The following is a 13,748-nucleotide window of genomic DNA, read 5'->3' on the forward strand; positions in this document are numbered from 1 at the left end:
CCTTCCCGGCGACGGGAAGGGGGCCCTGTCCGTGGGTGCGGCGGCGGGCGGGTCAGCCCTCGGGGCGGTGCAGCAGGGCGAGCGCGACATTGTGCACGGCGTCGAGATCGGCCGGGTCGGCGAGCCTGGCCGTCCCGCCGGTCACCGCGTACCACTCGTCGGCGTCCTTGTACTGCACGGTGAGCGTGGCCTGGCCGTCGGCGTACCGGGACTTCAGGGTCAGCTCGCCGGTCACCACGCCGACCTCGTCGGTCATCACCCCGCCGGGGCCGGCGACCAGGTCGGCGGTCAGCTCGCGGGGCCCGCCGGTGCCGCCCGCGTCGGCGGTCATCCCCGCGCCCGGCACCCCGGCCGGGGCGGCGGGCTGTCCGTCGGCGGTCATCCCGGCGGTGGCGGCCCCCGTGCCCTCCGGCGCCGCGTCGGCTGCCGTCGCCGGTGTGGCGGCCGGGTCGGTCCCGGCGTCGGTACCGGCCGGTGTCAGCGCTTGCTCGCCCATGTGCAGCCCCCCAACATGTCGGTGATGGCGGCCTTCTCGGCGCTGGTCACCGTCAACTTCCAGTGGTGCTTGACCTCTACCCAGTGTTCCGCGTACGTGCACCAGTAGGCGCGGTTCGGCGGTTTCCACTGCGACGGGTCCTGGTCACCCTTGGACCGGTTGGAGCTGGCGGAGACCGCGAAGAGCTGCGGTCGGGTCAGGTCGTTGGCGAAGTCGCCGCGCTTGGCGTCGTCCCACTCGTCGGCACCGGAACGCCACGCGTTGGCCAGCGGCACCATGTGGTCGATGTCCACGTCGGAGGGGTCGGTAAAGGTCCGCCCGTCGTAGACGCTCTCCCACCGCCCGCCGACCACGTTGCAGCCGGAGAGGCGGATGTCCTTGCCGTCGCGCTGGAGCACGCTGTCCCGCACGTCGCAGTTCTTGCCGGTGTCCCGCCAGTGCGGGAACCGGTTGCGGCTGTAACCCTTCATCGAACCGGCCTCGGCGACGGTCAGCTCCGAGAGCTGCTCACCGACATTGCCGGAGCTGCCCGGTGGCGCCTCCGGCTCCTCCACCGAGACGTCACACCCACCCGCGCCGAGGGCGAGCAGCGCGGCAAGCGCCGCCGCCACCGCCGCGCGGCCTCCTGATCTGGTACGCACAGACGACACCTTTCCAGCTTGCGGGCTTCCGGCGATCCCGCACAGTACCCAAGGCACGGTTTCCGTGTTTCGTGGCGTCTCCGGTCGAGGGCGTGCAGATTGGTACCCATGACCGCACCCGCTCACGCGCTCCGTATCCGTACCACGGCCGGGCGGGGAACGCTGCTCGCCGCGATCCTCGCCTCGGGCATGGTGTTCCTGGACAGCACCGTGGTCAACGTGGCGCTTCCCCGGCTGGGCGCCGACCTCGACGCGACCGTCGCGGGTCTGCAATGGACGGTCAACGGGTACGCGCTGATGCTGGCCGCGTTCGTCCTGCTCGGTGGGTCGCTGGGGGACCGGTTCGGCAGGCGGCGGATCTTCCTGATCGGGGTGGTCTGGTTCGCGGTCGCCTCCGTCCTGTGCGGGCTCGCCCAGGACACCAACCAGCTGATCGCCGCCCGGTTCCTCCAGGGTGCGGGCGGGGCGCTGCTCACTCCCGGGTCGCTGTCGGTGCTCCAGGCGAGCTTCCACCCGGACGACCGGGGTCGGGCGATCGGTACCTGGTCGGGGCTGTCCGGGGTGTCCACCGCGCTCGGCCCGTTCGTCGGCGGGTGGCTGATCGACGCGCTCTCCTGGCGGTGGATCTTCTTCATCAACCTGCCGCTCGCGGCCGGGGTGCTGCTGGCGGCGGTGCGCTGGGTGCCCGAGAGCCGGGACGAGAACGCCTCCCGCACCGCCGGCCGGCGGTTCGACATCGCCGGGGCGCTGCTCGGCGCGTTGGCGCTGGGTGGGCTCACCTACGCCCTGATCGACGCCCCGGTACGCGGCCCGCGCTCCTGGCCGGTGCTGCTCGCCGCCGTGGTGGGCGTCCTCGCCGCGGTCTGCTTCGTGCTGCTCGAACGGCACCGGGGCGAGGGGGCGATGCTGCCCACCACGCTGTTCGGCAGCCGGCTCTTCTCGGTGCTGAACGTGTTCACCGTGCTGGTCTACGCCGCGTTGAGCGGGTTCACCTTCTTCCTCTCCGTCTACCTCCAGAACGTCGTCGGCTGGTCGGCGCTGCGGACCGGGCTGGCCACCGTGCCGATGACCGTGCTGTTGCTGCTCGGTTCGGCGCGGGCCGGGGCGCTGTCGGCGCGGATCGGCCCCCGGCCGCTGCTGACCGTCGGCCCGGTCGCCGCCGCCGCCGGCCTGCTGCTGTTGCGCCGGGTCGGGCCGGGTGCGTCGTACTGGTGGGACGTGCTGCCCGGGGTGCTGCTGTTCGGGGTCGGGCTGACCCTGGTGGTGGCCCCGCTGACCGCGTCGGTGCTGGCCGCCGTGGCGGACCGGTTCGCCGGGGTGGCCAGCGGCTTCAACAACGCCGCGTCGCGCACCGGCGGCCTGCTCGCGGTGGCCGCGCTGCCGCTGCTGGTGGGTCTGTCCGGCACCGGCTACGAGCAGGCCGGCGCGCTCACCGACGCGTTCCGGGGTGCGATGACCTGGTGCGCCGGCCTGCTGCTCGGCGGCGCGCTGCTGGCCGCCCTGCTGGTGCGCCGCCCGGCGTCTGCCGACGGTGCGTCGGACCGGGCCGCGCGGCCGGCCAGGAGTGGGTAACGGCTCTGTCGAACTGTCACCTGGGGGTGAGGAGGGTTTCAGTCAACACCACCAAGCCGGTCGGTGACTCACACTGCACCCGTATGGCGAGTTCGTCGGTCTTCTCGACATCGACCGAAAGCTGAACCGGGGCACCCTGCCTGGTCGCCTTGCCGCCGCGATCCAACCGGTTGACCGTGTCGTCCTCCTGTTTGGTGGAGGTGATCACTGATACATAGGCCTTCGCCTGCGAATCGTCCGGGAAGTAGGGGCGAACGACGGTCGTGAGATCCACATAACGGCCCAGCAGTGGATAGGTGACCTCCCGGTACTTGTCTGCTGAGGTGTTTCGTGGGCAGGTAATGGTGATCGGGCGCTGGTAACCGGGCTGCCCACGTAGGGCCCGTGGTAGATCCACCAAATTGTCCTTCCCGCCCTGCACTTCCAAGGTGTCGAGGTGGACGCCGTTCGGAGTGCCCTGCCCGCCGGCCGGCTCCCCCGTATTCTCTCGATCGACACTTCCTCGATCGCCGGTTGTTTGGGCGGGTGCAGTAACCGTTGTCCGGCTAGCTGACGTCGAAGGATCGGAATCGGGTTCATGTTTGGTGAGATTGAGGTAGTCGCGTCCCAGCGACGCGGCGGCTATGAGGATGCCCAGCAAGGTCAGGGCAATCGTCAAGCGACGACCGCGTCTCGACCCTTCGTCGGGCTGGTGGCCACGGCTCTCTGCTGGGCGGAGGTTCTCAACGTCGGCCACGTCTCTCCCCGAATGTGATCCACTAATACTCGGACGGCATCTATCATCCGCATGATCGGACTCCATCCCTAACTGGCTGCTGTCGTTTATGCGACAGTGGATCTCGTTGTTTCTCGGATGGAGGGGACTACAGAATTCCCTGCTACAGATTGCAGGAGGTTCTCAGTGGTTCTACCAAACGATGGGAACGCGCCAAGTAGTCCGGCTGCTCCGCCGACGGCGGGCGATCAGTTGGATGCCGCTCCCCATCCGCAACCCATGAATTCCGATAGCCGTTCCCCCCGTGGTCGGGGCGTGGCTCTCACTGCCTTGGGAGTTTCGGTCCTGGCGCTGTTGCTGGCGTTCGGGTCCGCCTTGTTCGCCTGGCGCGCGATCGACCAGGCCAAGGATGCGAAGTCGTTCGCACTGGGTAACCGCCCCGCGAGCATTGCGCCGCCACCGAACCCTTCCGGTGCGGCCCCGGCCACCTCGGCGCCGGCATCGAACCTCCCGTCGGAACTGCCGTCGGGGATCGACGACGTTCCGCGCTCGCCGGGCGAGGCGCCGGTGCTGACCGAGCAAACCGTCTACGAGCCCAAGTACCAGAAGCAGCCGATGGTCCTGCAGGCCGCGTGTGGGCGCACGATGTACGCCGACCTGGACGAGCCGAGGGCCAAGAACGATGACGACCAGGCCGAGATCAGTCTGTCGACCAGCTGCAGCTCCAACCAGCCCATGCTCCGTCTGATGGACGGGGTGGAGGGCAGCGAGGACGCCCGTCCCGGCATGACACCGAAGGAATGCGCCGACAAGATCCGTAGCGCGTTGGTCGGACGGGACGCGCCCATCCCGGTGCGCAAAGGTACCGCCCTGTGCATCACGACCAGTTACCAGGATGCGCGGGAACGCAGGGATCAATGGCGGATGATCCTGATGCAGGTGGTTGGCGTTTCCAACGACGGCGCGGCCACGGTGGAGTTGTCGGCTTGGAACATCCCGGACTAGTTCCGTCGGGCCGCTCCCCTGCGTGGCTCAGGTGCGAGGCCCCGTGAGGGCCGGTGCTGCCGTCACGGGTCTGGGCCTGTTGATCACGATCGCGATGGGGCCCTGTCGAAAGACGCCAGGGCCCCATCCTCGCCTGGGATCAGGACCGGGTGCGGTTGGTGGCGCTGGTGACGGCCTTGATGGAGGCGGTGACGATGTTGGGGTCGGTGCCGACGCCCCACACGGTCTGGCCGTTGATGTCGCACTCCACGTAGGCGGCGGCCTGGGCGTCGCCACCCGAGGAGAGGGCGTGCTCGTGGTAGTCCAGCACGCGTACGGCCACCCCCACCGACTGGAGCGCGTTGACGTACGCGTCGATGGGGCCGTTGCCGACGGCGGTGAGGGTGCGTGCCGCGCCGTCGACGACCACCTGGGCCTCGATCTCGACCTTGCCGTCGACGGTGCCGATCGTGTAACCGGTCAGGTTGACGGCCGGGTCGACCTGGTGGTCGAGCAGGTAGTTGCGGGCGAAGATCTGCCACATGGTGCCCGGCTCGACCTCGCCGCCGTCGTGGTCGGTGACCTGCTGCACGACGCCCGAGAACTCGATCTGGAGCCGGCGCGGCAGGTCCAGCTGGTGCTCGGTCTTCATGATGTACGCGACGCCGCCCTTGCCGGACTGCGAGTTGACCCGGATGACCGCCTCGTAGGTGCGGCCCAGGTCCTTCGGGTCGATCGGCAGGTAGGGCACCGCCCAGGTGAACTCGTCGATCGGCACCCCGGCCGCCTCGGCGTCGCGGTGCAGGGCGTCGAAGCCCTTTTTGATGGCGTCCTGGTGGGAGCCGGAGAAGGCGGTGTAGACCAGGTCGCCGGCGTACGGGTGACGCTCGTGCACGGGGAGCTGGTTGCAGTACTCGACGGCCCGCTTGACCTCGTCGATGTTCGAGAAGTCGATCATCGGGTCGATGCCCTGGGAGAACAGGTTCAGCCCCAGCGTCACCAGGTCGACGTTGCCGGTGCGCTCGCCGTTGCCGAACAGGCAGCCCTCGATCCGGTCCGCGCCGGCCAGCAGGCCCAGCTCGGCGGCGGCGACCCCGGTGCCCCGGTCGTTGTGCGGGTGCAGGCTGAGTACCAGGCTGTCCCGGCGGGGCAGGTGCCGGTGCATCCACTCGATCGAGTCGGCGTACACGTTGGGGGTGGCCATCTCGACGGTGGCCGGCAGGTTGATGATCAGCTTGCGGTCCGGGGTGGGGTCGATCACCTCGATGACCTTGCCGCACACCTCCACCGCGTACTCCAGCTCCGTGCCGGTGTACGACTCGGGCGAGTACTCGTAGTAGATGTCGGTGTCCGGGGTGTGGATCTCGGCGTACTTGCGGCACAGCCGCGCGCCCTGGGTGGCGATGTCGGTGATGCCGTCGCGGTCCAGGCCGAAGACCACCCGACGCTGGAGCGTGGAGGTGGAGTTGTAGAAGTGCACGATGGCCCGGTGCGCGCCGCGCAGCGACTCGAAGGTCCGCTCGATCAGGTGCTCCCGGCACTGGGTGAGCACCTGGATGGTGACGTCTTCGGGGATCAGGTCCTGCTCGATGAGCTGCCGGACGAAGTCGAAGTCCGTCTGGCTGGCCGAGGGGAAGCCGACCTCGATCTCCTTGTAGCCCATCTGCACCAGCAGCTGGAACATCCGCCGCTTGCGTTCCGGCGACATCGGGTCGATCAGGGCCTGGTTGCCGTCGCGCAGGTCCACCGCGCACCAGCGGGGGGCGGCCTCGACGTGCCGGGTCGGCCAGGTGCGGTCCGGCAGGTCGATCCGGAACTGCTGGTGGTACGGCTGGTAGCGCTGGTACGGCATCCGGCTGGGACGCTGCCGGGCGATCTGGTCGGCGTCGGCGTCGGTGGTGACAGGTTGAGCCATGACGGAGTGCTCCCGTGGGTCAGGTGGCGTCAGCATTGCGAAGGTGTCGGCGGGTCGGGCAACGATGCCCGGACGGTTGCCGAGATGGAGTTCGGATCTGCTGGACGGCGCGGTTCGACTCCGCGACGGGGTGCCGGCCGGTCAGGCCCCGTCGCGGCGACCAAGGAGAAGGTACGCCCGCCACATGACAGAGTGACCCTACGTGATGAGCCGGGGGGTGCAAAGGTCGGTCCGGACTCTGAGACCGGAATCGCACCCGCCCGGGGCCGCCGCCGGGCAGCCGGCCCGAGGTCCCGCCGCCACCGTTTCGAGCGGGGCGTCAGCCGAGCAGCAGGGCGTGGACCGGGTGCCGGCGGCGCAGCGCGGTCTCCCGGCGCAGCAGCTCCCCGGGCAGGGCGGACGGGTCGCCGAGCGGGCCCACGGCGGTCACCACCAGAGGGCGTACCCCGGTGGCCAGGTCCAGGTCGGCGGCGAGCGCGGCCCGGTCGAAGTCGCGGATCTGGCGCACGTGCAGACCGAGGGCGGTGGCCTGGACGCTCAGGTGGGCGATCGACTGGCCCAGGTCGTACGCGCACCGCTCCGGGTCGCCCGCGACGTGTGCGCCCAGCAGCAGCGCGGCGGCGTGCCGGGCCCAGTGCTGGTCGGCCCCGGTGAGGCTGACCAGGATGCGTTTCCAGGTCTCGTCGTCGCGGCGGCCGAGGGCGAACCGCCACGGCTGGGTGTTGCCGGCCGACGGGGCCCAGCGGGCCGCCTCCAGCAGGGACGCCGCCTCGTCGCCGGTCAATTCGGCGGTCGGGTGGAACGCCCAGGGGCTCCAGCGGAAGGCGAGCAGCGGGGTGAGGTGAGCCATGCGAAGAGAATCCCGTATGGGGTATTTGGTGGATTAGCCCGCTATGGCAAATGTGGTCAAGGCCACCCGTAACCCCCCGAACGGGTCAGGACGGCTGCGGGCTCGGGTCCGCCGACGAACCCGACTCCCGGCCGAGCGGCTCACCGGGCACCACCGGCCCGGCCAGCGGCACCGTGTCGGGTGCCGGGCCGGGCGGTCCGGCCAGGGTCAACGTGCCGAGCGCCGCCCGGACGAAGGTGGGCGTCCCGTCCGGCTGGTAGCAGTAGACGCCCACGTCCAGCGGCGGGTGCAGCGAGGCGGCGGTGCTCTCCACCACGTAGCAGGTCCCCGGCACCCCGGGCGGCGTGGTCGCGGTGGAGACCGACAGCGCGGTACGCCGGTCGGTGAGCACCTCCAGCCAGTCGGTGAACGGGTGCTGCACCCGGGGGTCCAGCCGGTGCGGCACCGCGTCGTCCCGGTCGCCCAGCCGTACGCAGCTCGCCGGCTCGGGGCGGCCGGCCGACGGCAGGCCGCACTGGAACAGCCCGTCCGGGGTGGCGGTGAGCGCGATGTCGGCCGTCCCGCCGAGGGCGCCCCCCGGCACGTCCACCCGCCAACTGCCGTCGTTCGCGCTGGTCACGGTGATCTCGCGGGTCGGGCCGCCGGTGCCGGCCAGGGTGTACCGGGCGGTCAGGTGCCGGTCCCGGGCGGCGGCGGCCAACGCCGCCAGCTCGTCGCGGGCGCTGTCGACCTCGACGGGCGTCGGAGCGGACGGCGACCCGGTCGGCGGGGCGTCCGGCCCGTCGGAGGCGCAACCGGCCAGCAGCACCAGCACCGGCAGCACCGCCAGCACCGACCGGCCCGGCCACCCCCGGCGGCCTGGCGCTTGCGGGGGCGGTGGGATCGGATGGGGATGGGCATGCACCGGGTCATTCTGCGCCCGGCGACCGCCCCGGACGACCCCGCCCGGACCGGTGACGGGCCGGGCGTGTCAGGTCGTGTCGCCGGCCCGGACCCCGCTGCGCGGCGGTGGCCTGCGCCGGATGGTGGGATCACCCGACCCGCACTCGCGTACCGCCCGATACCCTGGGGTGGTCTGACACGCGCCGCCGGACTTCAGCCGGCGGCGTCGGCACGCTCAGGGTCGTCGCTGGGAGGGAGTGCGCCGTCGTGGCACTCGTGGTGCAGAAGTACGGCGGGTCCTCCGTCGCCAACGCCGAGCGGATCAAGCGGGTGGCCGAGCGCATCGTCGCCGCCCGCAAGGCCGGCGACGACGTGGTGGTGGTGGTCTCCGCGATGGGGGACACCACCGACGAGCTGCTCGACCTGGCCAACCAGGTCAGCCCCCTGCCGCCGGGCCGTGAGCTGGACATGCTGCTCACCGCCGGGGAGCGGATCTCCATGGCGCTGCTGGCCATGGCCATCCACAACCTGGGGTACGAGGCACGCTCGTTCACCGGCTCGCAGGCCGGCGTGATCACCACCTCGGCGCACGGCCGGGCGCGGATCATCGACGTCACCCCCGGGCGGCTCAAGGGCGCGCTCGACGAGGGCGCGGTGGTGATCGTGGCCGGCTTCCAGGGCGTCTCGCAGGACACCAAGGACGTCACCACGCTGGGCCGGGGCGGCTCGGACACCACCGCCGTGGCGCTCGCCGCCGCGTTGCACGCCGACGTCTGCGAGATCTACACCGACGTCGACGGCATCTTCACCGCCGACCCCCGGATCGTGCCCAACGCCCGGCACATCCAGCACATCACCTACGAGGAGATGCTGGAGCTGGCCGCCTGCGGCGCCAAGGTGCTGCACCTGCGCAGCGTGGAGTACGCGCGCCGGGCGGGCTTGCCGATCCACGTCCGTTCGTCATACTCGACCAACACCGGCACCATGGTCACCGGATCGATGGAGGACCTTCCCGTGGAACAGGCACTGATCACCGGGGTTGCCCACGACCGCAGCGAGGCGAAGATCACGATCGTGGGGGTGCCCGACGAGCCGGGCGCCGCCGCCAGCATCTTCGACACCGTGGCCGGTGCCGAGATCAACATCGACATGATCGTGCAGAACGTCTCCACCGAGGGCACCGGGCGCACCGACATCTCGTTCACCCTGCCCAAGGCCGACGGGCCGACCGCGATGGCCGCGCTCAGCAAGATCCAGGAGCCGGTCAAGTTCAAGGGCCTGCTCTACGACGACCACGTCGGCAAGGTGTCGCTGATCGGTGCCGGCATGCGCTCGCACCCGGGCGTCGCGGCCGGTTTCTTCGCCGCCCTCGGCGCGGCCGGCGTCAACATCGAAATGATCTCCACGTCCGAGATCCGGGTCTCCGTGGTCTGCCGGGACACCGACCTCGACCGGGCGGTACGCGCCATCCACGACCAGTTCGAGTTGGGCGGCGACTCCGAAGCCGTGGTGTACGCGGGAACCGGGCGGTAGCCCCGATGGGACCGCAGCCCACCCTGGCCGTGGTCGGGGCGACGGGGGCTGTCGGCACCACGCTGTGTGACCTGCTCTCCTCCCGACGCAACGTCTGGGGCGAGATCAGGCTGGTCGCCTCGGCCCGCTCGGTCGGGCGGCAGGTGCGCTGCCGGGGCGAGGAGTTGACCGTCGGCGCGCTCACCCCCGAGGCGTTCGACGGGGTCGACGTGGCGGTCTTCGACGTGCCCGACGAGGTGTCGGCGCACTGGGCGCCCATCGCCGTGGAGCGGGGCGCGGTGGTCGTCGACAACTCGGCCGCGTTCCGGGCGGACCGCGACGTCCCGCTGGTGGTGCCCGAGATCAACCCCGAACAGGTGCACCACCGGCCCCGGGGGATCATCGCCAACGCCAGCTGCACCACCCTGACCATGATCGTGGCGATCGCCCCGCTGCACCACGAGTACGGCCTGCGGGAGCTGGTGCTCGCGTCGTACCAGGCGGTGTCGGGGGTGGGGCAGGCCGGAGTGGACGCCCTGCACCTGCAACTCGGCAAGATCGCCGGGGACCGGGTGCTCGGCTCCCGACCCGGCGACGTCCGGCAGGCGGTCGGCGACGAGCTGGGTCCGTTCCCCGCGCCGCTGGCGTTGAACGTGGTGCCGTGGGCGGGGTCGCCGGCCGAGCAGGGCTGGTCGTCGGAGGAGATGACGGTCCGCAACGAGTCCCGCAAGATCCTCGGCCTGCCCGACCTGAAGGTCTCCGCCACCTGCGTACGGGTGCCGGTGGTGACCGGTCACTCGGTCGCGGTGCACGCCGTCTTCGCCACCGAGGTCGACGCCGAGGTGGCCCGGGAGGTGCTGCGTAACGCCCCCGGCGTGATCCTGGTCGACGACCCGGAGGCCGGGGAGTTCCCGATGCCCATCGACGCGGTCGGCACCGACCCGGCCTGGGTCGGCCGGATCCGTCGGGCCGTCGACGACCCGCGCGCCCTCGACCTCTTCGTCACCGGCGACAACCTGCGCAAGGGTGCCGCCCTCAACACCGTCCAGATCGCGGAACTCGTCGTCAAACCCCGCCCCCGCCCCTGACCCACCCCCACCCCGCGTCGATCAAGGAGTTGTGGTTCGCAAGAGGCGTGGGCCGGGGCACAAAGCCCACCACAAGTCCATGATCGACGCGGGCGGGGGTGGGGGTGGTGACGGGGGTCAGGGGATGGAGAGGTGGACCCGGTTTCGGCCTCGGTGCTTGGCCGCGTAGAGGGCCTGGTCGGCGCGGTGCAGGGTGCGGTCGGCCGGTTCGCCGGGGAGCGGTAGCGCCACACCGACGCTGATCGTGCGGCCGGTGCGCCGGGCGGCCTCGGTCAGCCGCTCGGCGATGCGGACCGCCTCGTCGGCGTGGGCCACCTCGATCACCGCGACGAACTCGTCGCCGCCGGTGCGGTACAGCTCGTCACCGTGCCGTAGCGCCGCCTCCAGGGCGCGGGCCAGCCCCACCAGCAACCGGTCCCCGGCCTGGTGGCCGTACGTGTCGTTGACGCTCTTGAAGCCGTCCACGTCGATGGCGAGCAGCGCGGTACGCCCGGGGGTGGCCGCCGCGATCCGCCGCCCGAACGTGCCGGTGTGCCGCAGCCCGGTGAGCGGGTCGAGGCTGGCCTGCTCCCGGAGCTGCGCCAGGGTACGCAGCCGCTCCAGGGCGGCCCACGCCTGCCCGGCGAGCAGTTCCATCAGGTTGACCGTGGTCGGGTCGGGGTGCAGCAGCCGTTCGTCGGCGACCAGCAGCACCCCGCCGTCGTCGGGTGGGCCGACCGGCACCGACACCAGGGTGCGTACCCCGGCACGGGCCAGCGCCTGGTGTTCCTCGGTGGGTGGGCAGCCCGCCTCACCCAGGGTGTACGCCGCGCCGTACCGGTGGGCCCGCGCGACGAGCCGGTCGAGCTGTGTGGTCGAGGCGTCGGTCAGCGCGGAGCGGACCCGTGCCTCCCAGTCGGTGGGGACGGTGGTGGGCGCGGCGACGCGGGGACCGTGCCGGCCGGCGAGCACCAGCACGGCGGTGGAGAGGGTGGAGACCTCCCGGGCGGCGGTGAGCGCGGCGGTCAGCAGGTCCCAGTCGGTGGGGGCGGCGGTCATCGCGGTGGCGTGCCGGAGCAGTTTCTCGCTGCGGCTCTCGGCGGGCGGCCCGCCCAGCGCCGCGATCCGGGCACCGAGCCGCTCGGCGAGCCGGTCGGCGGTCTCCCGCCACGGCGTGAGGTCCACCGGCCCGCTCCACTGGAGGTCGAGCACGCCGATCGGCCGGCCCTGCTGGTCCCGCACCGGTACGCAGATCTCGGCGGTGACGTCGGGGCGCAGCGGCAGGTAGTCGGGGTCGGCGGTGACGTCACCGACGGTGGCCCCGACGCCGGAGGCGTACACCCGGCCGACGATGCCCGACTTCGGCGGGACGGCGGAGAAGACCTGCCAGGCCCCGGTGGCGGCGATGCAACGCAGCCGGTCGTGCACCTGGAGCAGGACGGAGATCGTGGCGGGGGCGTGCCGGGCGAGCGCGGTCACCGTCCACCGGCAGGCCTCGGCCGCGGTCGACGCCATCGACAGGCGGACCGTGACGTCCCGGACGACTCGCTCGTGATCCACGTTCTTCCAGGTGAGGAGGGCCCGGCGGGTGCCGGGGGCTGCGAGCAAGCGTACTCAGCGGTGGGCGGCCGGTCGGATCACGATCAGTTTGTTCGTACACATGTTTCATCCACAGGGTGTGGACAGGGCCTGTGGGCGATAGCGTGGGGACCCGGCGCGCGGAGGGGGCGGCATGGAACTGCTCTGGTACGTCGCCTACGGGTCGAACCTGCACGCCGCCCGGCTCGGCTGGTACCTCTCCGGTGGCCGGCCGCCCGGCGGGCTGCGGTCGTACCCCGGCTGTCGGGACTGCCGACCGCCGCGCCGGATGCTGCCGGTGCTGATCCCCGGCGGCATCTACTTCGCCGGCGAGTCCCGGGCCTGGACGGGCGGGATGGCCTTCTACGACCCGGCGCTGCCCGGCGTCGCGGCGGCCCGGGGCTACCTGCTCACCCGGGCCCAGTTCGCCGACCTCGCCGCCCAGGAGATGTACCGGCCCCCCGGCGACGACCTGCCCGCGCTCGACGCGGCGGTGGCCGACGGCCGGGCCACCCTCGGCCCGGGACGGTACGAGACGCTGCTGCGGGTCGGCACCCGCGACGGGCTGCCGATGCTCACCTTCACCGCGCCGTGGCGGGCCGCCGACGTGGCGTGGACCCCGCCCGCCCCGGTCTACCTGCGGATGATCGCCGAGGGGTTGCGGGAGGCGCACGGCTGGACGCCGGCCGAGACGGTGGACTACCTGGCCGACCGGCCCGGGGTGGCCGGGCACTGGAGCCGGCACCGACTGGCTGGCCTGATCCGCCCGCCGGACGAGTGCGGATCGGTGGAAGGGACGCCGTCGCCTGACGATCGCGCCATCCATGATCACCATTAGGGTCCCGCTGCCGGGACTGGCGGACCGGATTGGCGACGCGGCGCATTTCCGGTCCACGGTCGCCCGTCCGCGTCGATAACCTCGGCTCACTTTCCGTGACCGGTTCCCGTGGATGCCGGTCCGTGAACCTGTGGGGGTACGCGTGAAGCACACCAGGCTCTTCGGATTCGCCGTGGCGCTCGCCGTCGCCGTCGGCGGCCCGCTCACCGTCGCGGGGCCGGCCCAGGCCGCCACCCCGGCCGTGGAGATCACGAAGGTCTACTACAACTCCCCGGGCAGCGACACCCGCTCCAACACCAGCCTCAACGCCGAGTACGTCAAGCTGACCAACCGGCGCAGCTCGACGATCAACCTGAAGTCCTGGACGCTGCGCGACAAGTCCAAGCACGTCTACACGTTCTCCGGCGACGTCCGCCTCGCCAAGGGCGCCAGCGTCTACATCCACACCGGCAAGGGCAAGAACACCTCCACCCACCGGTACTGGGGTTCCGGGAACTACATCTGGAACAACACCGGGGACACCGCCTACCTGCGCAACTCCGCCGGCACCGGGATCGACTCCTGCTCGTGGGGAAGCAAGGGCAGCTACACGTACTGCTGAGCACCGCTCGGACCCGCGGTGACCGGAGCGTTGAGGGGCGTTCTCCGGCCATCGTTCGACCGTCCCGGGAAGGGCGGCCGGCGACTTCTCGCACCGG

General features: G+C 71.5%; 13 protein-coding genes. 6 read left to right on the forward strand and 7 right to left on the reverse strand.

The window, feature by feature from the left end:
- Window positions 1–52 precede the first annotated feature (52 nt).
- Window positions 53–496 carry a hypothetical protein gene (locus JQX11_RS22805; RefSeq protein WP_204927016.1) on the reverse strand — a complete coding sequence of 148 codons (444 nt, stop codon included), beginning with the start codon at window positions 494–496 and terminating at the stop codon, window positions 53–55.
- Window positions 478–1,137, reverse strand: coding sequence for an HNH endonuclease family protein (locus tag JQX11_RS22810; RefSeq protein WP_088643797.1), 660 nt, complete (start codon window positions 1,135–1,137; stop codon window positions 478–480). The genes JQX11_RS22805 and JQX11_RS22810 overlap by 19 nt, the downstream gene beginning before the upstream one ends.
- Before the next feature lie 108 nt (window positions 1,138–1,245).
- Between JQX11_RS22810 and JQX11_RS22815 the strand changes: the two genes are divergently transcribed.
- Complete coding sequence (locus tag JQX11_RS22815) at window positions 1,246–2,709, forward strand: MFS transporter (RefSeq protein WP_204927017.1); 1,464 nt, start codon at window positions 1,246–1,248, stop codon at window positions 2,707–2,709.
- A 16-nt stretch (window positions 2,710–2,725) separates the two neighbouring features.
- Here JQX11_RS22815 and JQX11_RS22820 read toward each other — a convergent pair whose 3' ends face one another.
- Window positions 2,726–3,367 carry a hypothetical protein gene (locus JQX11_RS22820; protein WP_204927018.1) on the reverse strand — a complete coding sequence of 214 codons (642 nt, stop codon included), beginning with the start codon at window positions 3,365–3,367 and terminating at the stop codon, window positions 2,726–2,728.
- Between the two features lie 372 nt (window positions 3,368–3,739).
- Between JQX11_RS22820 and JQX11_RS22825 the strand changes: the two genes are divergently transcribed.
- Window positions 3,740–4,429 (forward strand): hypothetical protein, encoded by a 690-nt coding sequence (locus JQX11_RS22825; protein ID WP_204927019.1) that lies wholly within the window; start codon window positions 3,740–3,742, stop codon window positions 4,427–4,429.
- Window positions 4,430–4,568: 139 nt separating this feature from the next.
- Here JQX11_RS22825 and leuA read toward each other — a convergent pair whose 3' ends face one another.
- The 3 genes from leuA to JQX11_RS22840 form a co-directional block, all read right to left on the reverse strand.
- Window positions 4,569–6,323 (reverse strand): 2-isopropylmalate synthase, encoded by a 1,755-nt coding sequence (gene leuA / locus JQX11_RS22830; protein WP_204927020.1) that lies wholly within the window; start codon window positions 6,321–6,323, stop codon window positions 4,569–4,571.
- A 319-nt stretch (window positions 6,324–6,642) separates the two neighbouring features.
- A complete protein-coding gene (locus JQX11_RS22835; RefSeq protein WP_204927021.1) occupies window positions 6,643–7,173 on the reverse strand; it encodes a nitroreductase family protein in 531 nt (176 codons plus the stop codon).
- A gap of 85 nt (window positions 7,174–7,258) precedes the next feature.
- Window positions 7,259–8,005 carry a hypothetical protein gene (locus tag JQX11_RS22840; protein WP_307826312.1) on the reverse strand — a complete coding sequence of 249 codons (747 nt, stop codon included), beginning with the start codon at window positions 8,003–8,005 and terminating at the stop codon, window positions 7,259–7,261.
- 317 nt (window positions 8,006–8,322) lie between these two features.
- Between JQX11_RS22840 and JQX11_RS22845 the strand changes: the two genes are divergently transcribed.
- Complete coding sequence (locus tag JQX11_RS22845) at window positions 8,323–9,588, forward strand: aspartate kinase (protein WP_088643814.1); 1,266 nt, start codon at window positions 8,323–8,325, stop codon at window positions 9,586–9,588.
- 5 nt (window positions 9,589–9,593) lie between these two features.
- Window positions 9,594–10,655, forward strand: coding sequence for an aspartate-semialdehyde dehydrogenase (locus JQX11_RS22850; RefSeq protein ID WP_204927022.1), 1,062 nt, complete (start codon window positions 9,594–9,596; stop codon window positions 10,653–10,655).
- Window positions 10,656–10,772: 117 nt separating this feature from the next.
- On the opposite strand, the gene JQX11_RS22855 is transcribed toward JQX11_RS22850, so the two are convergent.
- Window positions 10,773–12,194 (reverse strand): GGDEF domain-containing protein, encoded by a 1,422-nt coding sequence (locus JQX11_RS22855; RefSeq protein ID WP_307826314.1) that lies wholly within the window; start codon window positions 12,192–12,194, stop codon window positions 10,773–10,775.
- 172 nt (window positions 12,195–12,366) lie between these two features.
- On the opposite strand from JQX11_RS22855, the gene JQX11_RS22860 reads away from it, so the two are divergent.
- Window positions 12,367–13,050, forward strand: a complete 684-nt coding sequence (locus JQX11_RS22860) for a histone deacetylase (protein WP_232378404.1) — start codon at window positions 12,367–12,369, stop codon at window positions 13,048–13,050.
- 142 nt (window positions 13,051–13,192) lie between these two features.
- The gene (locus JQX11_RS22865; RefSeq protein WP_307826315.1) at window positions 13,193–13,651 is read left to right on the forward strand and encodes a lamin tail domain-containing protein; all 459 of its coding nucleotides are present in this window, start codon (window positions 13,193–13,195) and stop codon (window positions 13,649–13,651) included.
- Window positions 13,652–13,748 lie beyond the last annotated feature (97 nt).

The organism is Micromonospora humida (assembly GCF_016901255.1).
Taxonomy (GTDB): domain Bacteria; phylum Actinomycetota; class Actinomycetes; order Mycobacteriales; family Micromonosporaceae; genus Micromonospora; species Micromonospora wenchangensis.

Excerpts from the sequence above, each read along its gene's own strand:
- JQX11_RS22805 (WP_204927016.1), bottom strand. The coding sequence starts at position 496 with ATGGGCGAGCAAGCGCTGACACCGGCCGGTACCGACGCCGGGACCGAC.
- JQX11_RS22815 (WP_204927017.1), top strand. The coding sequence starts at position 1,246 with ATGACCGCACCCGCTCACGCGCTCCGTATCCGTACCACGGCCGGGCGG.
- leuA (WP_204927020.1), bottom strand. The coding sequence starts at position 6,323 with ATGGCTCAACCTGTCACCACCGACGCCGACGCCGACCAGATCGCCCGG.
- JQX11_RS22835 (WP_204927021.1), bottom strand. The coding sequence starts at position 7,173 with ATGGCTCACCTCACCCCGCTGCTCGCCTTCCGCTGGAGCCCCTGGGCG.
- JQX11_RS22850 (WP_204927022.1), top strand. The coding sequence starts at position 9,594 with ATGGGACCGCAGCCCACCCTGGCCGTGGTCGGGGCGACGGGGGCTGTC.
- JQX11_RS22860 (WP_232378404.1), top strand. The coding sequence starts at position 12,367 with ATGGAACTGCTCTGGTACGTCGCCTACGGGTCGAACCTGCACGCCGCC.